The sequence below is a fragment of the Thermophilibacter provencensis genome, from assembly GCF_030372065.1.
GTDB classification, from domain to species: domain Bacteria; phylum Actinomycetota; class Coriobacteriia; order Coriobacteriales; family Atopobiaceae; genus Thermophilibacter; species Thermophilibacter provencensis_A.
Window position 1 is genome coordinate 72,348 of sequence record NZ_JAUDEA010000007.1, and the last position, 21,889, is coordinate 94,236.

Annotated in this window: 16 protein-coding genes and 1 tRNA gene; 12 read left to right on the forward strand and 5 right to left on the reverse strand. The window is 66.6% G+C overall.

Annotated elements, in window-relative coordinates:
• Positions 1–14: 14 nt before the first annotated feature.
• The 4 genes from ilvN to ilvA all read right to left on the reverse strand — a co-directional run bounded on the left by ilvN (position 15) and on the right by ilvA (position 5,999).
• Entirely contained in the window at positions 15–494 is a 480-nt protein-coding gene (gene ilvN, locus QUW25_RS05840; RefSeq protein ID WP_289511279.1) for an acetolactate synthase small subunit, read from the reverse strand.
• Positions 494–2,374, reverse strand: coding sequence for a biosynthetic-type acetolactate synthase large subunit (gene ilvB / locus QUW25_RS05845; protein ID WP_289511280.1), 1,881 nt, complete (start codon positions 2,372–2,374; stop codon positions 494–496). Before ilvB ends, ilvN begins: the two co-directional genes overlap by 1 nt.
• Entirely contained in the window at positions 2,371–4,035 is a 1,665-nt protein-coding gene (gene ilvD, locus QUW25_RS05850) for a dihydroxy-acid dehydratase (protein ID WP_289511281.1), read from the reverse strand. The genes ilvB and ilvD overlap by 4 nt, the downstream gene beginning before the upstream one ends.
• Positions 4,036–4,778: 743 nt before the next feature.
• Entirely contained in the window at positions 4,779–5,999 is a 1,221-nt protein-coding gene (ilvA, locus tag QUW25_RS05855) for a threonine ammonia-lyase (protein ID WP_289511282.1), read from the reverse strand.
• A 120-nt stretch (positions 6,000–6,119) separates the two neighbouring features.
• Here ilvA and QUW25_RS05860 point away from each other — a divergent pair, with 120 nt between their 5' ends.
• Complete coding sequence (locus QUW25_RS05860; RefSeq protein WP_289511283.1) at positions 6,120–6,947, forward strand: ABC transporter ATP-binding protein; 828 nt, start codon at positions 6,120–6,122, stop codon at positions 6,945–6,947.
• Between the two features lie 312 nt (positions 6,948–7,259).
• Here QUW25_RS05860 and QUW25_RS05865 read toward each other — a convergent pair.
• Positions 7,260–7,335, reverse strand: a tRNA-Ala gene (locus tag QUW25_RS05865).
• Between the two features lie 414 nt (positions 7,336–7,749).
• Between QUW25_RS05865 and QUW25_RS05870 the strand changes: the two genes are divergently transcribed.
• The 11 genes from QUW25_RS05870 to QUW25_RS05920 all read left to right on the forward strand — a co-directional run bounded on the left by QUW25_RS05870 (position 7,750) and on the right by QUW25_RS05920 (position 21,831).
• The gene (locus QUW25_RS05870; protein WP_289511284.1) at positions 7,750–8,946 is read left to right on the forward strand and encodes a glycosyltransferase family 4 protein; all 1,197 of its coding nucleotides are present in this window, start codon (positions 7,750–7,752) and stop codon (positions 8,944–8,946) included.
• On the forward strand, positions 8,946–9,899 hold the full coding sequence (locus QUW25_RS05875) for a radical SAM protein (protein WP_289511285.1): 954 nt from the start codon (positions 8,946–8,948) through the stop codon (positions 9,897–9,899). Before QUW25_RS05870 ends, QUW25_RS05875 begins: the two co-directional genes overlap by 1 nt.
• A 74-nt stretch (positions 9,900–9,973) precedes the next feature.
• On the forward strand, positions 9,974–10,282 hold the full coding sequence (locus QUW25_RS05880) for a hypothetical protein (RefSeq protein WP_289511286.1): 309 nt from the start codon (positions 9,974–9,976) through the stop codon (positions 10,280–10,282).
• 18 nt (positions 10,283–10,300) lie between these two features.
• On the forward strand, positions 10,301–11,788 hold the full coding sequence (locus tag QUW25_RS05885; protein ID WP_289511287.1) for a nicotinate phosphoribosyltransferase: 1,488 nt from the start codon (positions 10,301–10,303) through the stop codon (positions 11,786–11,788).
• Between the two features lie 433 nt (positions 11,789–12,221).
• Positions 12,222–12,977: a hypothetical protein gene (locus tag QUW25_RS05890; RefSeq protein WP_289511288.1), complete on the forward strand. Its 756-nt coding sequence runs from the start codon at positions 12,222–12,224 to the stop codon at positions 12,975–12,977.
• A gap of 299 nt (positions 12,978–13,276) precedes the next feature.
• Complete coding sequence (gene argS, locus QUW25_RS05895) at positions 13,277–15,121, forward strand: arginine--tRNA ligase (RefSeq protein ID WP_289511289.1); 1,845 nt, start codon at positions 13,277–13,279, stop codon at positions 15,119–15,121.
• Between the two features lie 226 nt (positions 15,122–15,347).
• Positions 15,348–16,049, forward strand: a complete 702-nt coding sequence (locus QUW25_RS05900; protein WP_289511290.1) for a MarR family transcriptional regulator — start codon at positions 15,348–15,350, stop codon at positions 16,047–16,049.
• Positions 16,050–16,237: 188 nt separating this feature from the next.
• Positions 16,238–18,208 carry a transcription termination factor Rho gene (gene rho / locus QUW25_RS05905; RefSeq protein WP_289511291.1) on the forward strand — a complete coding sequence of 657 codons (1,971 nt, stop codon included), beginning with the start codon at positions 16,238–16,240 and terminating at the stop codon, positions 18,206–18,208.
• Positions 18,209–18,867: 659 nt separating this feature from the next.
• Positions 18,868–20,025 carry an EGFR-like transmembrane domain-containing protein gene (locus tag QUW25_RS05910; RefSeq protein WP_289511292.1) on the forward strand — a complete coding sequence of 386 codons (1,158 nt, stop codon included), beginning with the start codon at positions 18,868–18,870 and terminating at the stop codon, positions 20,023–20,025.
• On the forward strand, positions 20,022–20,507 hold the full coding sequence (locus QUW25_RS05915; RefSeq protein WP_289511293.1) for a VanZ family protein: 486 nt from the start codon (positions 20,022–20,024) through the stop codon (positions 20,505–20,507). Before QUW25_RS05910 ends, QUW25_RS05915 begins: the two co-directional genes overlap by 4 nt.
• A gap of 130 nt (positions 20,508–20,637) precedes the next feature.
• Entirely contained in the window at positions 20,638–21,831 is a 1,194-nt protein-coding gene (locus QUW25_RS05920; protein ID WP_289511294.1) for an ABC transporter substrate-binding protein, read from the forward strand.
• Positions 21,832–21,889 lie beyond the last annotated feature (58 nt).

Genomic DNA, 21,889 nt, shown 5'->3' on the forward strand with positions numbered 1-21,889 from the left:
AGCTTGCCTTTGATCTATTGAGCGCCGCGCGACATGGCGATCTTGCCGGTGCGCGTGAGCTGCTTGATGCCGTAGCTGCGGAAGAGGTCCTCCATCGCGTCGAGCTTGCTCGCGGTGCCGGTGGCCTCGATCGTGAGTGTGTTCTTGCCCACGTCAACCACCTTGGCACGGAAGACGTTGGCGATTTCGATGACCTCGTGGCGGCGCTCAGGCGAGGACTGCACCTTGAAGAGCACGAGCTCGCGCTCGACGGCCTCCTCGTAGGTGAGGTCGGAGATCTTGTAGACCGAGACGAGCTTGTGCAGCTGCTTGGTGATCTGCTCAAAGCCCACCTCGTCGGCCTCCACGATGATGGTCATGCGGGAGAGGCTCTCGTCTTCCGTGGGAGCGACGGTGAGCGACTCGATGTTGAAACCACGACGGCTGATGAGGCCCGTCACGCGGGAGAGCACGCCCGGCTTGTTCTCAACGAGAACGGAGAGCAGGTAGTTCATCACTCATCAACTCCTTCGTGGGACGGCTTGACGCGCGGTCGTCCCGCCTCGCCAAAGCCCTTCTCGGTGACGCGCACGCCGCCGAGCGTGACGTCGAGGGCGCCGATGATGTCGTCGATCGGCGCGCCGGGCGCGACCATCGGGTAGACGGTCTGTGCGGCGGGGATGACCACGTCGAGGAGGTAGGGCTCGTCGGAGGCGAGCATCTCGTCGAGCGCGTCGTTGACCTCCTCGGGCTTGGTGATGCGCCGCGCGCGCCAGCCGTAGGCGTCGGCGAGCTTCACAAAGTCCGGGTTGTCCGCAAGCTCGGTGAACGAGAAGCGGTCGTTGTAGAAGAGGTGCTGCCACTGGTGGACCATGCCGAGCGCGCGGTTGTCGATGATGAGCACCTTGACCGGCACGTCGTTGATCTTGGCGGTGGCCATCTCCTGGCTGTTCATCTGGAAGGAGCCGTCGCCGGCGATGCAGACGACCTGCTCGTCCGGGCAGCCGATCTTGGCGCCGATGGCGGCGGGGAAGCCAAAGCCCATCGTGCCGAGGCCGCCGGAGGAGATGAAGGTGCGCGCGTGCTCGCGGTGGATGTTCTGCAGGGCCCACATCTGGTGCTGGCCCACCTCGGTGGTCACGATGGAGGCGTGCGGGTCGAGCTTGTCGGAGAGGGTCTCGAGAAGGACCTCGGGCGCGATCTTGTCCGGGTAGTCCGCAAAGTCGGAGGTGTAGAACGGCCAGCGCTCGCGCCAGCTGAAGACCTCGTCGCGCCACTTCTCGCAGACGGAGGTGGCGCCCATCTTCTCCAGGCGCTCGTTGATGGCGGAGAGGACCACCTTGACGTCGCCCACGATGGGCACGTTGGGGTTGATGATCTTGCCGATCTCCGCCGGGTCGATGTCGATGTGGATGATCTTGGCGTGCGGCGCGAACTCGTCCACCTTGCCGGTCACGCGGTCCGAGAAGCGCGCGCCGCAGGCGATGATGAGGTCTGACTCCGTGACCGCCATGTTGGCGTACTTGGAGCCGTGCATGCCCACGGGGCCGAGGTTGAGCGGGTTGGAGCAGGGGATGGCCGCCTTGCCCATGAGCGTGGTGACCACGGGGATCTGCATGCGCTCGGCAAGCGCCACGAGCTCCGGGCAGGCGTGGGAGGCCACGATGCCGCCGCCCGCCATGATGAGGGGGCGCTCCGCCTGGCAGATGAGCTCGGCGGCCTGCTTGACCTGCTTCGCGTTGCCCTTGTAGGTGGGGCGATAGCTCGGGATGTCAACGCTGTCGGGGTAGTGGAAGACCATCTCGGAGCCGGAGAGGTCGCTCGGGATGTCAATGAGGACGGGGCCCGGGCGTCCGGTCGAGGCGATGTAGAACGCCTCGCGGAAGGTCTTGGTGAGCTCGTCGGTGGACTGCAAGAGGAAGCTGTGCTTGACGATGGGCATCGTGATGCCCACGATGTCGGACTCCTGGAAGGCGTCCGTGCCAATGACGCCGCGCGTGACCTGGCCGGTGATGACGACCATGGGCACCGAGTCCATGTAGGCGGTGGCGATGCCCGTGACGGTGTTGGTGGCGCCGGGGCCGGAGGTAACGAGCACCACGCCCACCTTGCCCGTGGCGCGCGCGTAGCCGTCCGCCATGTGGGTGGCGCCCTGCTCGTGGCGGGCGAGGACGTGGCGGATCTTCTTGGAGTCATAGAGGGCGTCGTAGATCTTGATGGCCTGGCCCCCGGGGTAGCCAAAAATCGTGTCCACACCCTCGGCCTCGAGGCAGGCGATAATGGCCTGCGCGCCGGTCATGGTCTTGCCCTCGTGCTCCGTCTTGCTTCCCGGGCCAAACGGACGCCCCTCGATGGCGCGCTGGCGCCGGGCGATCTTCTCCTCAACGGTGATCATGAGAGGTATGCCCCCTTGTCTGCGCTCGTGACCAGCTTTGCGTAACGGGAGAGGACTCCCGTGGTGTACTTGGGCGCGGGCGGCTCCCATGCGGCGCGGCGCTCGGCGAGAACGTCGTCTGCGACGCGCAGCTCGAGCGTGCCGGTCTGGATGTCGATGTCAATGATGTCGCCCTCCTGGACGAGGGCGATCGGGCCGCCGGCGGCCGCCTCGGGGGAGACGTGGCCGATGCACGGGCCCTTGGAGGCACCGGAGAAGCGCCCGTCGGTGATGAGCGCCACCGAGCTCGCGAGCCCCATGCCGCAGATGGCGGAGGTGGGGGTGAGCATCTCGCGCATGCCGGGACCGCCCGAGGGGCCCTCGTAGCGGATGACCACCACGTCGCCGGGATTTATCGCCCCGCCAAAGATGGCCGCGCAGGCCTCCTCCTCGGAGTCAAAGACGCGCGCGGGGCCGCTGTGCTGCCACATCTCCGGCGCGACGGCGCTCTTCTTGACCACGCCGCAGTCCGGTGCGAGGTTGCCGCGCATGACCTTGAGGCCACCGTCGGGGGAGTAGGCGCTGTCCACGCTGCGGACGACCTCGCCGTCCACGGGTGGGCACTCCGCGACCCACTCGGCCATGGTGCCGTGGCAGGTGAGGGCCGTAAGGTCGAGGTGGCCGGTGCGGCCGAGCTCGCCGATGATGGCGGAGACGCCGCCCACGTCGTTCAGGTCCTGGATGTGGAGCGGCCCTGCCGGCGCGATGCGCACGATGTTGGGCGTCTCGGCGCTCGCGCGGTCCCAGTCCTCCATGGTGACGGGGCAGCCGGCTGCCTGAGCGATAGCCGTGAGGTGGAGCATCGTGTTGGTGGAGCCGCCAAAGGCCATGTCGAGCACCATGCCGTTGTGGATGGCGGCGGGCGTGAGGATCTGGCGGGCCGTCACGTTCTTCTCGACGAGCTCCATGACTTTCATGCCGGCCTGCTTGGCCAGGCGGATGCGCTCCGAGTAGACGGCGGGCACGGTGCCGTTGCCGGGCAGTGCGATGCCGAGGGCCTCGGCGAGGCAGCAGATGGAGTTGGCGGTAAACATGCCGGAGCAGCTGCCGCAGGTGGGGCAGGCCGTGCCCTCGAGCCAGGAGCACTCCTCCTCGGTCATGGTGCCGGCGGTGACCTGGCCCACGGCGTCGAAGAGAGAGTTGAGGTCGGTCTGGCTGCCGTCGCGCCCGCGGCCGGCGAGCATGGGGCCGCCGGAGACGAGCACGGTGGGGATGTCCAGGCGCGCCGCGGCGATGAGCATTCCGGGGACGATCTTGTCGCAGGAGGGGATGAGGACCATCGCGTCGAACTGGTGGCCCTGGACCGCGCACTCAACGCTGTCCGCGATGACCTCGCGGCTCGTGAGGCTGTAGTGCATGCCCTCGTGGTTCATGGCGATGCCGTCGCAGACGCCGATGGTGTTGACCTGCAGCGGGGTGCCGCCGGCCATGCGCACGCCCGCCTTCACGGCGTCGGCGATCTGCTGGAGGTGAAGGTGTCCGGGGATGACCTCGTTCTGGGCGGAGACCACGGCGACGAGCGGGCGGTCCAGCTCCTCGTCGGTGAGGCCGTCGGCCTTGAGCAGGCTGCGGTGCGGCGCGCGCGCCAGGCCCCGCTTGATTGCGTCGCTTCTGAGTTCCACGTTCCCCCTCGCTTTCTCTTGTCGGTGTGAGAAATGCGAGGCGTGGCCTCGAAGCCGTCACGGTGGCCGCCGGCGCGCGGTACTTCTCGGCGCGATCGCGGGGTTGGCCCGCTGCTCGGCGCGGAGGTTCTCGCGAGCTGCTCGAGGGAGTCTTCGGGGCCGTCCGACGCGGGTTCTCACGCTGCCCGCTCGCTGTGTGACGGATGCGGCCCGTACTGGCCCTGTCATCGCATTTGCTCAGTGGGGCTACTCTACGCGGGGCGTGTTTCCGCCCCGTGACCGCCCGCGAACGGTATCGTTTCCACGGCGAGCGGCGGCTTTGCGCGAACGCCGCCCGCCTGGTCCTCATGCCGAGAATAGTCAGCCTCTGTGCCGCTTTTCAGAAAGCGTGCCGAGAATAGCGGCCCTCTGTACACTGCCTCCCGCGGAGGCGCCGAGAAATCCCGGAGGCTGTACCAGACCGCCCGGCTCGGCGCCGAGAAAACCTCGCTTCTGTATCGCTTTCCGGAAAGTTTGCCGAGAAAAACCGCCCCCTGTGCCGCGGGCTACCGGACGGCATGTGCCGCGCCGGTACAGAGGGGCGCATTTCTCGGCGCCATATCGGAAAAGTGGTACAGACCCCGTTTTTTCTCGGCGCGGGAGAGAGGTGCGCCAGGAGCCGCCGGTACAGACCACGGATTCTCTCGGCACGATGCCGTAAAACCGGTACAGCCCCCGGATTTTCTCGGCGCTTGTGACGTGCGCTACAGCGAGGTCTGGACCAGCGTTGGCGTGAGGCCGGCGGCCTTGAGGGCGTCGACGATCTCGTGCTTGTGGTCGGTGCCAAAGGCCTCGATCGTAACGCGCAGCTCAACGGCTGCGTTGCGGTTGGTGCTCACGAACTGATTGTGCTCCAGCTTGATGACGTTGCCGCTCTTCTCGGCAATGACCTGTGCCACGCGCACGAGCATGCCCGGGCGGTCGGGGAGCAGCACGCTCACGGTGAAGATGCGGTCGCGCATGATGAGGCCGTGCTGTACCACCGAGCTCATCGTGATGACGTCCATGTTGCCGCCGGAGAGGATCGAGACCACGCGCTTGTTCTCGGCCGGGAGGTGCTTGAGCGCCGCCACGGTGAGCAGGCCCGAGTTCTCCACGATCATCTTGTGGTTCTCCACCATGTCGAGGAAGGCCACCACGAGCTCGTCGTCCGGCACGGTCATGACGTCGTCGAGGTTGTCGCGCAGGTACGGGAAGACCTTGTCGCCCACCTCCAGGACCGCGGTGCCGTCCGCGATGGTGTTGGCGCTCGGCAGGCGCATGGGGTGGCCCGCCTCGAGCGCCGCCGTGAGGCTCGGCGCGCCAGCCGGCTCCACGCCGATGACGCGGATCTTGGGGTTGTAGAGCTTGGCGAAGGTGGCAACGCCGCAGGCCAGGCCGCCGCCGCCCACCGGCACGAGGATCGTGTCCACGAGCGGCAGCTCAGAGACGACCTCCATGGCAATGGTGCCCTGGCCCGTGGAGACCGTCGGGTCGTTGAACGGGTGGATGAAGGTGTAGCCGCGCTCCTCGGCAAGCCGCAGCGCCTCGTCGCACGCCTCGTCGTAGACGTCGCCGTGCAGTACGACCTCGGCGCCGTAGTGCTTGGTGCGCTCCACCTTGATGAGCGGCGTGGTCTCAGGCATCACCACCACGGAGCGGGCGCCCGCGCGCGTGGCGGCAAAGGCCACGCCCTGCGCGTGGTTGCCGGCGCTCGCCGTGATGATGCCGCGCCCCAGCTCCTCGGGGGAGAGGGTGGAGATCTTGTAGTAGGCGCCGCGCACCTTGTAGGCGCCGGTGCGCTGGAGGTTCTCGGGCTTGAGCCACACGCGGTTGCCCGTCTGCGCCGAGAAGTGCGGGCTCTCCACGAGCTTGGTCTCAAGCGTGACCTCGCGGACCTTCTCGGAGGCCTCCTCAAACGCCTCGAGCGTGAGCATCTCGGCCATCATGCGCTCCTTTGCTAGTTGGTGACGGCGCGCGTCTTGGCGCGTCGGGGATGTTTTGGTCTGCCTATAGTAGTCCTCGCCGGGACGCACGCGTCTCGGCGCGCGAGAAGGGGGCACACAATGGAAACCAACGAGACGGACGCGGCTGCCCAGAGGGGCGCATCGACCCCGCTCTTCCAGATTCACGACGCGAGCGTGGTGCGCGGCGGCAAGACCATTCTCCACGTGGGGGACTTCTCCCTCGCGGAGGGCGAGCACGTGGCGCTTCTCGGCCCCAACGGGGCGGGCAAGTCCACGTTCATCCAGCTGCTCACGCGCGAGGTCTTCCCCCTGTGGCGCGAGGAGCCGCCCGTGCGCTTTCGCGGCCAGGAGCGCCCCCAGCTCGCCGACATCAAGCGGACCCTCGGCATCGTGAGCTCCACGATGCACGACCAGGTGCGCGTGCACCTTCCCGTGATCGACATCGTCACCGGCGGCCTCTTCGGCACCCTCGGCGTTCCGCTGCGCGGCAACGTGGGCGAGAAGGACCGCGCGCTCGCCCTGGACGCCCTGGAGCGCCTGGGCATCGCTGAGCTTGCGCCGCGCGACGTGATGACGCTCTCAACCGGGCAGGTCCGGCGCGTGCTCGTGGCACGCGAGCTCGTGCGCGACCCGCAGGTGCTCATCTTTGACGAGCCCTGCACGGGCCTTGACCCCGAGGGCATGTACCACGTGAGAAAGACCATGGGGACCCTTGCCGCCGAGGGGCGCTCGGTGGTGCTCGTGACGCACTACCCCGAGGACATCATCCCCGCCATCGAGCGCGTCCTTCTCATCAAGGACGCCGAGGTCTTTGCCGACGGCCCCAAGTCCGAACTTCTCGCCAGCAACGTGATGAGCGAGCTCTTTGGCGTGCCGCTCGTGGTGGGGGAGGCCGACGGCTGGTACTCGCTTCGCGGCTGCTACTAGGGCCGCGCCGAGAAAACCGGCCCCCTGCGCCGCGTCACGGAGCGGGTCGCCGAGAAAACCTTTCCGTTGTACCGTCGGTGCCGAGAAAAGCCCGCGGCTGTGCCGGCTGCCAGGTCGTCCCGTGGCCCCTCTTGGTACAGAGGAAGGTTTTTCTCGGCACGTGATCTTGATGGGTGGTAAAGAGGCGAGCTTTTCTCGGCGTCAAATGAGAAAACTGGTACAGAGGGCCGGTTCTCTCGGCAGTGAAGGCCCGGGCACAGTCCCGCGGCATGAAAAAACCCGGACGCCAAAGCATCCGGGCCCTAACGATCATGGTGGAGACGAGGGGATTCGAACCCCCGGCCTCTGCCTTGCGAAGGCAGCGCTCTCCCAGCTGAGCTACGTCCCCAGGCGCATCGCGCGTTGGATATTGTGACGTTTCGAACGTCCGGTGTCAACACAAAAAAGCCGTCCCCTGCGGTGCGTCAATGAACCCACCTCTCATAAGGTGGGTGTCCTCATCGCGCGTTCCGGCTTTCCCATCACCGGGGAATCTCCGTACTGAACACGAGATCTCGGACTCCCAAGTAACGCTTGTCGGTTCACCCAGTTTGCCCGCAGGGGAACGACATCTCTACTATAGGTCACGTCCCGGGTAAAACCAGTCTTGACATGCGGGTTCTTCTCGGCAACAGTTGATGCGAGCGTGAGTTTTTCGGTCCCGCGCCGGGGTCTCCAAGCTGTCTTTCAGCACCATGGGCGCAGCTTCCGCTATCATGGGCGGGGCAGGACCAAATGCGAGAGGTACGGGGGAGGACACAAGGTGGTTCCACACTGGATACCATACCTCTGCCTATTTCTCGCCGCGCTGGTGGCGACCCTGCTCTCGACCCCGCTCGCTCGACGCATCGCCATTGCGGTAGACGCCGTTGACTACCCCAACGCCCGTCGCATCAACAAGGAGCCCATCCCGCGCATGGGCGGCATTGCCATCTTCCTGGGCATCGTGGCGGCCTTTGTGGTCCAGTACCTCGGCACCACATGTCTTGGGTGGCCGGCGGTCCTGGTGCCCTCGCCCAAGATGCAGATCGACTACTGGCTGCTCGTGCTCGCGTTTCTCGCCATCTTCTTCACGGGGCTGCTCGACGACCGCTTCTCGCTCACGCCGCTCCAGAAGCTCGTGGGGCAGGTGATAGCCTCCACGCTTGCCGTTGCCGCGGGCCTGGTGATCGGTGACATCTCCAACCCGTTTGTCCCCGGGTTTGTGAGCCTGGGGTGGTTTGCCTATCCCATCACCGTGATCTACCTCGTGGCCTATACCAACATCATCAACCTCATCGACGGCCTTGACGGCCTTGCCGCGGGCATCTCCGCCATCGCGAGCATCACGATGTTTGCGCTCGCCCTCATGGCCGGGCGGCTCGACGCGGCGGCGCTCTCCGTTGCCGTGGCGGGCGCCTCGCTTGGCTTTTTGCGCTACAACTTCAACCCCGCGTCCATCTTCATGGGAGACTCCGGTGCCCTCACGCTTGGCTTTGCACTCGGCGTCTCCTCGCTGCTCTCCGTGACGCGCGTGGCTGGCCTCACCACGATCATCGTGCCGCTCGTCATTGCGGCGGTCCCCATCATCGACACCTTCTCCGCCATCGTGCGGCGCCTGCGCGGGCACACCGGCATCAGCCACGCCGACCGCGGCCACATCCATCACCGCCTGCTGGCCGAGGGCTTTGACCAGCGCCAGGCGGTCCTGCTCATGTACGCCTGGACCGCGCTTCTGTGCGTGGGCTCGCTCGTCATGACGCAGGTGGACACGCTGCCGCGCATTGCCATCTTCTGCGTGCTGCTGGGCGTCTCGATGCTCTTTGCCTGGCACCTCCACCTCTTTGAGCCGGTGCTCCTGCACCACTACGACCCCAAGACCGGCGAGGACGAGCTGGTGTCGCCGGCCGACGACGCCTTTGAGGAGGAGGCCGAGAAGCTCCACGAGCACGAGCGCCTCTTCCACAGGAAGGACCAATAGTGCCCGCCGAGAAGGACCTGCTCGCCGCTGCCGCCTACGAGCGCTGCGAGCTCTGCCCGCGCCGCTGCCAGGCGCGTCGCGCCGACGGTGTGCCCGGGCGCTGCGGCATGACCTCGGAGCTGCGCGTGGCGAGAAGCGCCCTGCACTTCTGGGAGGAGCCGCCCATCTCCGGCGAGTCCGGCTCGGGCGCGATCTTCTTCTCGGGCTGCCCGCTGCGCTGCGTCTTCTGCCAGAACCACGAGATCTCGAGCGAGGGCTTTGGCCTTCCCGTCACCACGGCCCGCCTTGCCGAGATGATGCTCGAGCTCCAGGCCGCGGGCGCGCTCAACATCAACCTCGTGACGCCCCTGCACTTTGCGCCGGACGTGCGCGAGGCGGTCCTCCTTGCCCGCGGCGCCGGCCTGGGCCTTCCCATCGTGTGCAACACCTCGGGCTACGAGCGCGCCGAGGTGGTGCGAGCGCTTGCGGACGTGGTGGACGTGTGGCTCACCGACTTCAAGTACGCGAGCGGCGCGCTTGCCGGCGAGCTCTCCGCGGCGCCGGACTACCCCGAGGTTGCGGTCGAGGCGCTTCTCGCCATGCTCGAGGGCGTGCACGCCGCGGGCGGGCGCGAGCTTGCGCCGGACGGACCGATGCGCCGCGGCATCATCGTGCGCCACCTCGTGCTGCCGAGCCACGCGGACGACTCGCTCGCCGTGCTCGACCGCGTGTGGGAGCTCGCGGGAAACGAGGTCGACCTCTCGATCATGAACCAGTACACCCCCAACGAGGCGTGCCGCCGCGCGGGCGGGCCCCTTGCCGGCCCGGTCTCGGAGGAGGAGTACGAGATCGTCCTCTGCCACGCGGATGACCTCGGCTTCGAGCGCATCTGGTGGCAGGAGGGCGGCACCGTCTCGGAGAGCTTCGTTCCCGCCTTCGATGCCACCGGCGTGGAGGGCCCTGAGCTGGGCTAGGCCATTCTCGGGGGCGCGCCCTGCCGTCGAAGGGGTATCATGTGGCTCTGTCAGCCCACGTAGACGGAGGGACCATGGCAGACGAGAAGCTCACCGACGAGGAGCGAGCCGAGCTCGAGCAGCTGCGCGCCGAGAAGGCCGCACGCGAGCAGGCGGCCAAGGACGCCGCCGAGCGAGCCGAGCTTGAGCGCCTGCGCGCCCAGCGTGCCGCGAACGAGGCGGAGCGCGAGGCTGCCGCGAGGGACGCCGCCGCGCGCGAGCGGGGACGCAAGCTGATGGAGCCCGACGAGGACGACCTCAAGATGCCCCTGGGACAGAAGATCGTCATTCTCGCCATTGTGGTGGTGGCGGCCGTGTGGCTTGCCGTCACGGCTCTTGGATAGTCTTGGATAGGAGGGCCCATGTCTCTCACCGATCGCACCAAGCCCACCGACGTCTGCCTCAACACCGACCTCTACGAGCTCACGATGGCCCAGGGGTTCTGGGAGTCGGGCCTTGCGGATGGCGAGGCGTGCTTCAACGCGTTCTTCCGCGACTGCCCCTTTGACGGCGGCTACGCCGTGTGCTGCGGCACCGGCCAGATCGCCGACCTCGTGGAGAACTTCGTCTTTGAGGACGACGACATCGCCTACCTCGCGGGCGTCCAGGCCCCCGGCGGCGGGCCCATGTTCAAGCCGGCGTTCCTCGAGTACCTGCGCAACCACCGTCTGGACCTCACGATTCACGCGGTGCCCGAGGGTCAGGTCGTCTTTGGCCGCGAGCCCATGGTACGCGTTGAGGGCCCCGTCATCGACTGCCAGCTCATCGAGACTGCCCTCCTGAACCTCGTGAACTTCCAGACGCTCGTTGCCACCAAGACGGCGCGCGTGGTGCGCGCGGCCGAGGGGCACCCCGTCTCCGACTTTGGCCTGCGCCGCGCCCAGGGCCCGGACGGCGGCCTTGCCGTGGCCCGTGCCTCCTACATCGCGGGCGCCTCGTCCACCTCTAACGTGCTCGCGGGCAAGATCTACGGGATTCCCGTCTTTGGCACGCACGCCCACTCATGGGTCATGGCGTTCCCGAGCGAGCTCGAGGCCTTCCGCGCGTTTGCCAAGTCGAGCCCCAAGAACTGCGTGCTGCTGCTCGACACCTACGACGTGCACCAGGGCATCAAGAACGCGATCACCGTGGCCAAGGAGATGGAGGCCGCCGGCGAGCGGCTCTCCGCGGTGCGCCTGGACTCCGGCGACCTCGCGCGCCTCTCCAAGGAGGCCCGCGCCGCCTTTGACGAGGCCGGACTGCCGTACGTGAAGATCTCGGTCTCCAACGACCTCGACGAGTACACCATCCAGTCGCTCTTTGCGCAGGGCGCGCCCATCGACTCCTTTGGCGTGGGCACCAAGCTCGCCACCTGCGACCCGCAGCCCTCGCTCGGCGGCGTCTACAAGCTCTCCGCCGTCCGTCGCGAGAAGGACGAGCCCTGGACGCCGGTGATCAAGCTCTCCGAGCAGTCCTACAAGCGCACGGTGCCCGGCGTCCAGCGCGTGGTGCGCTACTACGACCAGGCCGGTCGCCCCACCGCGGACATGCTCGTCGTGGACGAGGTCGCGCGCCCCGGCGAGCCGCGCGAGATGGTGGACATCCTCGACCCGTACCTCGTTCACCGTCTGTCCGGCGAGCCGAAGGACCTGCTCGTTGAGATGGTGCGCCACGGCGAGCGCGTGGGCGAGCCCGAGGGGATCGAGACGGCCCGCGAGCGCTGCCGCGAGGCCCTCATGCGCCTTGACCCGGCGGTTGCCCGCTTCCTCAACCCGCAGACCTATCCGGTGGGGCTCGAGCTCGGCCTTGCCGACCTGCGCAGCCGCCTCGCCCGCGAGGAGCGCGCCGAGAGCGGTCGCCCCACGGTCTAGGTGCCGAGAAAACCCGGCGGCTGTACCAGCAAGCGCCCCTCGTGCCGAGAAAACCCTGCGGCTGTACCGCTTTCCAGAGATCGCGCCGAGAAAAACCGCCCCCTGTGCCGCGAGCGCAGGGGGCGGCGGCGTCTTGCGGCGAGAAGGGCCGGCGTCCTTGTTGGGACGAACCTCCTACCTGCGGGTTCTTCTCGGCGTGACTTCTGTGTCGCGTGGTGCTGGCACAGCGGCCCAGTTTTCTCGGCACGTCCGCCGGACGGCCGGTACAGGGGGACGTATTTCTCGGCGCCTTCTCGCGAATCTGGTACAGAGGCCGGGTTTTCTCGGCGTTCGGCCCCACACGTTGGCACCGCTGGCGGAATAGCGCGTCAGGTCGGCATATGGCCGGTGATACATTCAGCTGGGTTTCAAGTCCCGGTAGAAAGGAGCTCCCATGAGAGCGAAGATTCTGCGCAGAGGTGTCCTGGCAACGCTGCTTGGCGTGCTCGTGGCGCTTGTTGTTGCTCCGGCGGCCTCGCGTGCGGACGATGGCGTTGACATGTACCGCCTCTACAACCAGTACACGGGCGAGCACTTCTACACCGCCTCGACGCAGGAGCGCGACACGCTCGCGAGCATTGGCTGGACCGCCGAGGGCGTCGGCTGGGTTGCGCCCACGACCGGTGACCCGGTGTATCGCCTGTTCAACAGCTATACCGACGACCACCACTACGTTCTGGACCTTGAGGAGCGCGACGCGCTCGTTGCCCTGGGCTGGACCAACGAGAACGTCGGGTGGTACTCCGGCGGAAGCGTGGCCGTGCTGAGGCAGTTCAACCCCTTCGAGCGGACCGCGACGCACAACTACACCACGAACCAAGAGGAGAACGACAGACTCGTGGCGATTGGCTGGAAGGCCGAGGGCACGGGCTGGTACGCCCTCGAGGAGGGCAAGACTATTCCGGCTCCTGAGCCCGCGCCGGACCCGGCACCCAGCCAGCCGAGCAACCCCGATCCCGCCCCGAGCCAGCCGAGCAACCCTGCTCCGAGCGAGCCGCAGACGAGTGTGGTGTACTGGACTCCCAGCGGTGAGGTATATCACTCCACCAGGGACTGCCCGTCGCTCAAGCGTTCCAAGACCGTCAAGTCCGGCACGCTTGACGAAGCAAGGAAGGCAGGCAAGGTGCGTCCCTGTAAGAACTGTCACTAGGTTTTGACGCCACAGACAGTGGTTCTTCTCGCCCCCGTCTCTCTTGAACGAGGCGGGGGCTCGTTGTTGCGGCGAGGCTGAGACGGCTGTCCCGCCATGTTGTCCGCAAATAAATGCGGACAACACGGGTCTGAGGGAGCTCCAAGGGAGCGCAAGTCCCCGTTGTCCGCAAATAAATGCGGACAACACGGGTGGGGGCGGTCGCGGACCAGAGGAGGGGCGCCGCCACGTCACGTTCTTCTCGGCGTGACTTTGATAGAATCAAGCAGCTATGCCTAAGAGAGACCAAGGGAGCCGTTATGCCCGAGAAGATCGAGGAGCTCGTCCGAGCCGCCATCGCCGCCGCGCAGGAGGCCGGTGACCTGCCTGCCTTTGAGGTCGGTGACCTCGGCTTTGAGCGCCCCGCCGACCCGGCCAACGGCGACTGGAGCTCCACCGTGGCCATGCGCTCGGCAAAGCTCGCCCGTCGCGCGCCGCGCCAGATCGCGGACGCCATCGTGGCGCACCTCGCCGCCGATCCCTCGGTGGATCGCGTTGAGGTGGCGGGCCCCGGCTTCATCAACTTCTACCTGGCCACCGCCTCCGCCAACGAGATCTTCCGCACTGTGCGCGAGCAGGGCATGGACTACGCCCGCTCCACCATGGGCGGCGGAACCAAGGTGCAGGTGGAGTTTGTCTCCGCAAACCCCGTGGGGCCCCTCCACATCGGTCACGGCCGCTGGGTGGCCATCGGCGACTCCCTCTGCCGCGTCCTCGAGCACGTGGGCTACGACGTGGAGCGCGAGTACTACGTCAACGACCACGGCTCGCAGATGGATGTCTTCGGGCACTCCATCTCGATGCGCTACCAGCAGCTCCTTGCCGTGATGGTGGAGCGCGGCGCGAGCCTTGACGAGGCACGCGAGGTTCTTCTCGCCGACCGCGAGGCCTTTGTGGCGGACGAGGGTGACGAACGCCCCGAGACCCACCCGCTCACGGACGCCTTCAACGAGGCCCTGGGCGGCAACGCCTACGGTGGCGACTACATCGTCGACATCGCCGCGCGCTTTGTGCGCGAGGACGGCGAGAAGTGGGCGGCCGCGTCCGAGGACGAGCGCATGGCGGAGTTCCGCGAGCGCGCCTACCTCTGGATGCTCGACTCCATCCGAAACACCTGCCACGAGGCGCGCTGCGACTTTGACGTGTGGTTCTCCGAGCGCAGCCTCTACGAGAAGGACGAGACCGGCACCTCCGCCGTGGACCGCGCGCTGGCCACCCTGGACGAGCTCGGTCACCTCTACCGCGACGAGGCGGGTGCCCTGTGGTTCCGCTCCACCACCTTTGGCGACGACAAGGACCGCGTGCTCATCAAGACCAACGGCGAGTACACCTACTTCGCCTCCGACGTTGCCTATCACTGGAACAAGTTCCAGCGTGTCGACCACGTGATCGACATCTGGGGCGCCGACCACCACGGCTACATCCAGCGCGTGCAGTCCGCCTGTGAGGCCCTCGGCTACCCCACGCAGTTTGAGGTCCTTCTCGGCCAGCTCGTGAACCTGCTGCGCGACGGCAGCCCCGTGCGCATGTCCAAGCGCAAGGGCACGATGGTCACCTTTGACGAGCTTCTTGCCGAGGTGGGCGCCGACGCCACGCGCTACACGCTCATCTCCAAGTCATCCAACCAGATGATTGACTTTGACATCGAGCGCGTTAAGCGCCAGGACAACACCAACCCGGTCTATTACGTGCAGTACGCACACGCCCGCATCTGCTCGATCCTGCGCCGCGGCGCAGGCGTCACCGTCGAGGAGGCAGCGGAGCTCGGCATGGACGAGGTTGCCCGTCGTGCGGTGGGGGAGTCCTACGACCTCGGTCTGCTGGACGCACCTGCAGAGGCGGCGCTTGCCCGCAAGCTCGGCGAGCTTCCCGGCCTGCTGGAGAGCTGCGCGCGCGACCGCGCCCCGTTCCGCCTCACGCACTACGCCGAGGAGCTGGCGGGCGAGTTCCACTCGTTCTACACGGTGTGCCAGGTGCTTCCCGGCAAGGGTCGCCCGCTCGACGAGGCGCTCTCGCACGCGCGCCTCGCCGCCTGCGACGCCACGCGCCGCGTGCTCGCGCTCACGCTCGACCTCATTGGGGTCAGCGCGCCGCAGAGCATGTAGCGTCCCAGCCTCTCAGCCATCCAAACCTCACGGGGCGGCCCAAAGCGTGGGTCGCCCCGTTTCATTGGTTACCCTTGTGCTGGTTCTTTACATTTTTTTGAATGAGTGCAAGAATTGGCACTCGGCAAACGCCACCCCGCTATACTGCGAACCTATAAAGTACGTAGCCTTCCGTGGCGGGCATGCTGGAATTTGTTTGAACTTGCGAGAGACAGGGGCAGGGGTAGTGGACCTCAGGGAATACATGTCCGTTCGTCGGGCATACAACAACGTTCGCCAGAAGGTTAAGTCGGACGAGCGCCTCACGTTTGAGGAGTTTGCGATCCTGTGTCGTCTGAACGAGGCGGACGAGCCCATCAAGACCTCCTCCATCGCGGAGTATCAGGGCGCCCTGCGTCCCACTATGACGCACCGTACCAACCACCTCGCCGGCCTCGGCCTCATCGACCGTGCCGAGGGCGTTGTCGACCACCGCAACGTGGTGTGCTCCATCTCAGAGAAGGGCCGTGAGCACGTCATGGAGCTCGCCTCGCTCACGCGCGGGCAGATTCCCACCGGCCGCGCCCTCTCCCGCACCTCCCCGGAGCGCGTCGTGAAGTACGTTGACGCCATGGGCTCGCTCTTTTGCAAGGCCGGTGACCTCGTTCTCCTTGGCCTGCTGAGCGCGGAGTCCGAGTCTCTCACCATCATGCAGATCGTGGAGGCCCTCGGCCTGCTGCAGCCCACGGTCTCGATGTCGGTCACCTCGCTCGAGGAGAAGGGCCTCGTCTCGCGCGAGCACGTCGCGGGAGGCAGCCACACCACGAGCGTCTCGCTTACCGACGCTGGCTCGGAGTACGTGGGCGAGCTCGCAAAGAAGATCGAGGCCCTGGTGGTGAGGAGGAAGGGCCGCGGCGGCTCCTCTTCCGATGAGGTTTCGCAGAGTTAGTCTGTAATTTCTTGAAAGATACGTGGTAAAATACGGGGTGCTTGCGTGAGACACGGTTCTTCTCGCGGGCACCCCGTTCTATTTTGTGAGCGCATTGCTCGAGCGCGGCATTGCCGTGTGCCCAAAACCCTGACTATGCGGATATATCCGGGCACAGCGTGCGCGCACACTACATGAGAGGTAGACATATGCCGGACGATGTGACTCCCGCTGTTTCGACCGAGGGCGCTGCCGCCCAGGGCGAGCCGAGCGTCGAGAAGGTCGGGGAGGCTCCCGCCAAGCCGCGCCGCCGTCGCAGAACCAAGGCGGAGATGGAGGCGGCCCGCGCAGCCGAGGCCGCCGCTCGCGCCGCCGCCGAGGCAGCGGGCGAGCCCTGGCCCCCCAAGCGCCGCCGTGGCAGGCCGAGAAAGTCCGAGCAGGTCGCGGCGGCCGCTTCCGAGCAGGCTCAGTCCGGCGCCGCGAGCGCCGGAACAGAGGCTGCGCCCGCGCCCGTTGCTGCCCCGGCAGCCGAGGCCGTCGCGCAGGAGGCTCCCGCCCCCAAGCGCCGCCGCGGCCGGCCCCGTAAGTCCGAGACGGCCCCGGTTGACGAGATGACCAAGGTCACGCAGGATGCGACCGTGGCCAGCTCCGAGCCCACGGAGATGCCGTCCCAGACGCTCGCGCCGGCGGCCGAGACGGCCGATGCCCCGGAGGAGGCCGCGCACCAGGGAGACGCCCCGCGCCCCGGGCGCAAGCGCCGTCACCAGAAGGACCACCAGTCCGGCGACGCCACAGGTGGCGAGAAGGGCGGCAACGCGGGCTCCCAGCAGGGGCAGGGTGGCCAGGGCCGTCGCCAGAACGGCCGCGACCGCAGGCGCAACCGCAGGCAGGACTTTGTTGCCGAGCCCTCGCTCACCCGTGACGAGCTTGCGGCGATGAAGGTCGCCGAGCTGCGCGCCAAGGCCGCCGAGCTCGAGATTGACTACGCCGGCGTCCGCAAGGGCGACCTCGTCGAGGCGGTCTACGCCGCCGCCGCGCGTGCCGAGGGCTTCCGCTCGGTTGACGGCATCCTCGAGATCGGAAACGAGGGCTACGGCTGGGTTCGCACCGGCAACTACATGGAGGGCGACGACGACGCCTTCGTTCACCAGCAGATCATTCGCTCGCTCGGGCTTCGTCCCGGCGACCGCGTGGCGGGCACCGTCGGTCCCGGCCGCGCCAACAGCAAGTACCCGCCGCTTCAGAGCGTGACGTCCGTCAACGGCCATGCGCCGGAGAACCTGAAGAGCCGCCCGCGCTTCCGCGACCTCACGCCCGTCTATCCCAACGAGCGCCTGGTCATGGAGTGCGGCAAGGACTCCATCACCGGACGTGCCATCGACCTGGTCTCTCCCATCGGTAAGGGTCAGCGCGGCCTTATCGTCTCTCCGCCCAAGGCCGGCAAGACCACGGTCCTCAAGAAGATCTGCCAGTCCATTGCCGCCAACAACCCCGAGGTGCACCTCTTCTGCCTGCTCGTGGACGAGCGCCCCGAGGAGGTCACGGACATGGAGCGCTCCATCAAGGGCGAGGTCGTGGCCTCGACCTTTGACATGCCGGCGGACAACCACACGCACGTCTCGGAGCTCGTGATCGAGCACGCCAAGCGTCTCGTGGAGCTGGGGGAGGACGTTGTGGTGGTGCTCGACTCCATCACCCGTCTGGCGCGTGCCTACAACCTCGCCCAGCCGGCGAGCGGCCGTATCCTCTCCGGCGGCGTTGACTCCGCGGCGCTCTACCCGCCAAAGAAGTTCCTCGGTGCCGCGCGCAACATCGAGAACGGCGGCTCTCTCACGATCATCGCTTCCGCGCTCGTGGATACCGGCTCCAAGATGGACGAGGTCATCTTCGAGGAGTTCAAGGGCACCGGCAACATGGAGCTCAAGCTCGACCGCGAGCTCGCCGACAAGCGCATCTTCCCGGCCATCGACCCGGTCGCCTCCGGTACGAGAAACGAGGACCTGCTCATCTCGCCGGAGTACCAGCCGCTCGTTTGGGGCATCCGTCGCATCCTCGCCAACATGAACAACGTGGAGCGCGCGGCCAACGCGCTCGTGCGCGGCCTGAAGGAGACGGACTCCAACAGCGAGTTCCTCATCAAGAGCGCAAAGAAGGCCGCTCAGTCCGGCTACGTGGGCTAGGTTCTTCTCGCCGCGCTCTTTATCCAGAGATGGTTTGGCGCCCGCCACGCAACCCAAGCGTGGCGGGCGCTCGTTTGAGGAGCCCTGCGCCATCGCCTGCGCTTCTCGCCGCGTTGCCCCCCGTGCGTTACGGGAGGTTTTGGGCAAAATGTTTGATGGAAGAGGAGGCGCTTCATAAAACATTTTGCCCAAAATCAAAGCTAAACGTGCAAAATCGATGTCTGGTGGGCAGCTTGGGAAAAATTGGGAGTCCAAGTCGGGGGCCAATATAAAAGATGTTGCCCAAAACTAGCCGAAACCCTTGGAATACGGCGTGGCGAGAAGCACGCGGGGGCTCATATCGCAAAACTTCCCAAAACGTGCATGCGCTGACGGATGCCGTCGGGCATCGGGGGCCGTCCGCGGGCTGGCGCGCCCCGGGAGCACGCCCGCTGGCAAAGTCTGCCCGCCTGCAACAAATGAGGCTCAAAATCTTATTAATCCCTTGCATACGGCCGTAAAAAGCAGGTATATTCGATAAGTCCGGCCAACGGACAAGTCACGGTATACGAAGATGAAACGAAGCCCAAACCGTTGACGCAGCCAACCGTCCCCCGGGGCGGAATCTCATGGTTTGAAGTTCGTCTCGTCTTCCGTCTCTGGGAGGAGCGGAACCATACATGGGTGAGAGAAGAAACCCGGCCATCGTAGCGGGCCTTCTGGGCGCGGCGGGCGCTTTTGTGCCGCAGACGGCTCAGGCGCTCTCGCTCAAGGAGACGCTGGACGGTTTCTTTACGTCGCCCACGACCGCCTTTGCGGCGGGCGTGGTTGGCGGCGCGCTCCTTACCGGTGCGATCGTGGGCACGGCGAGCCTCATCTCGCGTCGCCGTCGAGCCGTAAGCGAGCTTCCGGACGAGCCCGACGGACCCGTTGACGAGGGCGGGGAGAAGTATCGTCCGCGCCACATGCGCGCCGAGCTCTCCGCCGAGCCCGAGTCCGAGGACGAGCCCGAGGCCGCTCCCACCAAGGAGGAGTCGCACGGCCCGAGCCACGCCGCGAGCAACTACGAGCAGATCGCCGAGAACTACGCTCGCAAGATGACCTTCCGCGCGCGCATGGCGCGCCGCGCCGAGGGCGTTGCCGCAACGCTGCGCGAGCGCATGGGCGCGAGCATGATGGAGGGCGTGCCCGTCATCGAGCGTGCCGACGGATCCGTTGGCGACGTGGGCACCTCGTGGTGGCAGACGGCCGTGGGGGCCGCAGCCATCTCGGCCAACACCGGGTTTGTCGCTGATACCGACTCCTATGCCATCCCCTCGGACTTCTCGCGCTCCGACAGCGAGATTCTGGCAGACCGCGCCAAGCGCTCCGAGGGCATCTCCCGTCGCGTTGCGCAGATTGACGAGGGCGCCTATCCCGAGCGCCGCAGCGTGAAGGACATTGAGGAGACGGACGAGTGGATTCGCGCGCTGCGCTCCATGGACGAGAAGATCGCGGAGGAGGCGCCCCAGCGCGACCCCATCGGCTTCATCGACACCGTGGGCGGTGCGGACACGCTCGACGAGCCCGACAACCTCGAGCTCGAGACCTCGTTCATCCCGTTTAGGACCCCTGCCGGCCACCCCGAGGTCGTGGACACCGAGAGCTATATCGACTACCTCATCGAGGACGAGTTCTCCAAGAACGCCTCCACTGCGGTGCGCCGCACCTCCAAGCGCTTCCTGCGCCTGCTCGAGGGCGGCACGAGCGCGAGCTCGCGCCACCTCGCGGGCACGGGCGCCACGGCTTCTACCTACGTTCCCAAGCACTTCTCCGAGCCCCTGGTGGCCCAGGCGTGACGCTCGGCGAGAAGAACGACTCGGCGCGACGGTCCTCCCTCCGGTGGACCGTCGCGTTATGCTGCTGGGTGACCTTCATCTGGGGGCACTCGCTCATCCAGGGCCCTCAATCGTCGCTTGAGAGTGGGATGGTGGTCTCGCTCATGCGCCCCGTCTTCGAGGCGCTCGGCGTGACCGACGTCGACCTCATGTCGCTCATCGTGCGCAAGGGCGCGCACTTCTCGGAGTACGCCGTGCTCGGCGTTCTGGCCCGCTGCCTTTACGGGGCACTTCGCAGCGAGCGCGCGAGTTTCATGACAAATTACCCTGTCACCTTTGTCATCATGGTTGTGATGGTGCCGGTGGTAGACGAGTGCCTGCAGCTGTTTGTGCCCGGGCGCTCGGGTCAGCCCACGGACGTGCTCATCGACCTTGCCGGCCTGGCAACGGGCGCGCTTCTCGCCTGGCTGGTGGGACGCCTCAGAGCGCGCCGCGGTCGCTGATTTTGTTTCAGACGTGTCATAAGCGTCACAGCTCGGTTAACAAATCCTCCACATAATGAAGCGCTCGCTGAAGGCGGCGTAGCGTATTCCTCACGCTTTGTTCTGTAAGAAGCGACGGGAGGAGAAAGACATGTTCAAGAACGTTTCCAGGCGCCAGTTTGTGCAGGCTTCCGCAGTTGCGATGGCCGGCCTCAGCCTTGCCGCGTGCGGTGGTAACGAGGGCGGCTCCGAGGGCGGCGACGGCGCCTCCAGCATCAAGGTTGGCATCCTCGGCCCGCACACCGGCGACGTTGCCAACTACGGCATCGCCTGCCGCAACGGCGCTCAGCTCTACTTTGACCAGCTCAACGAGGACGGCGGCATCAACGGCAAGCAGGTCGAGTACCTCGTGGAGGACGAGCAGGGCGATCCCACGCAGGCCGTGACCGCCTACAACCTCCTCGTCGAGCAGGGCGTCGTGGGCATCGTGGGCGACGTCACCACCGGCCCCACCACCGCCGTGGCGCAGCAGTCCGTGAACGACAACATGCCGTGCGTCACCCCGTCCGCCACCGCGGCCGAGATCGTCACCTACGGCAACAACACGTTCCGCGCCTGCGTGACCGACCCCGAGCAGGGCCGCATCATGGCCGCCTTTGCCAACGAGCAGGGCTACAAGAACATCGGCACCCTCTACCTCAAGGGCGACGACTACAACGAGGGCGTCAACAACGCCTTTGTCGAGGAGGCCAAGGCGCTCGGCATCACCATCACCACCGAGCAGTCCTACTCCGCCGGTGACGTTGACTTCAACTCGCAGCTCACCACCATCATCGCCACCAACCCGGATGCCATCCTCGCCCCCAACTACTACGAGGACGACGGCCTCATCGTCACCCAGGCCCGTCAGCAGGGCTACACCGGCGTGATCCTGGGCGTTGACGGCTGGTCTGGCGTTGCCGACTACGCCTCCGCCGAGGACCTCCAGAACTGCTACTACTGCTGCGCGTTCTCCTCGGCCAACGACGAGGGCCTTGCCGCCCAGTTCACGGCTGACTACGAGGCCGCCTACGGCGAGACGCCCACCAACTTCTGCGCGCTCGGCTATGACGCCGCCATGGTACTCGCGGCCGGCATTGCCGCTGCCGAGGAGGCGGGTCTCGAGGCCGGCTCCGACGAGTACCTCCAGGCCGTGATTGACGGTATCGCCGCGGGCTCCGTCGAGGGCGTTACGGGCACCATCGCCTACGAGGGCACCGGCGACCCGGTCAAGTCCTCGCTCATCCTCACCTTCACCGAGGATGGCGCCGAGGAGGTCTTCGAGACCATCGACGCCACGGCGTAACCTGGCTTTTTCGCTCTGCCTGGGGCATCGGGCGCGTGCTCGGTGCCCCTTTTCGCAA

What these genes read in the sequence shown, in the direction of transcription:
- ilvN (WP_289511279.1), bottom strand. Translation starts at nt 494, where the DNA reads ATGAACTACCTGCTCTCCGTTCTCGTTGAGAACAAGCCGGGCGTGCTC.
- ilvB (WP_289511280.1), bottom strand. Translation starts at nt 2,374, where the DNA reads ATGATCACCGTTGAGGAGAAGATCGCCCGGCGCCAGCGCGCCATCGAG.
- ilvA (WP_289511282.1), bottom strand. Translation starts at nt 5,999, where the DNA reads ATGGCCGAGATGCTCACGCTCGAGGCGTTTGAGGAGGCCTCCGAGAAG.
- QUW25_RS05860 (WP_289511283.1), top strand. Translation starts at nt 6,120, where the DNA reads ATGGAAACCAACGAGACGGACGCGGCTGCCCAGAGGGGCGCATCGACC.
- QUW25_RS05880 (WP_289511286.1), top strand. Translation starts at nt 9,974, where the DNA reads ATGGCAGACGAGAAGCTCACCGACGAGGAGCGAGCCGAGCTCGAGCAG.
- QUW25_RS05885 (WP_289511287.1), top strand. Translation starts at nt 10,301, where the DNA reads ATGTCTCTCACCGATCGCACCAAGCCCACCGACGTCTGCCTCAACACC.
- QUW25_RS05890 (WP_289511288.1), top strand. Translation starts at nt 12,222, where the DNA reads ATGAGAGCGAAGATTCTGCGCAGAGGTGTCCTGGCAACGCTGCTTGGC.
- argS (WP_289511289.1), top strand. Translation starts at nt 13,277, where the DNA reads ATGCCCGAGAAGATCGAGGAGCTCGTCCGAGCCGCCATCGCCGCCGCG.
- rho (WP_289511291.1), top strand. Translation starts at nt 16,238, where the DNA reads ATGCCGGACGATGTGACTCCCGCTGTTTCGACCGAGGGCGCTGCCGCC.
- QUW25_RS05910 (WP_289511292.1), top strand. Translation starts at nt 18,868, where the DNA reads ATGGGTGAGAGAAGAAACCCGGCCATCGTAGCGGGCCTTCTGGGCGCG.
- QUW25_RS05920 (WP_289511294.1), top strand. Translation starts at nt 20,638, where the DNA reads ATGTTCAAGAACGTTTCCAGGCGCCAGTTTGTGCAGGCTTCCGCAGTT.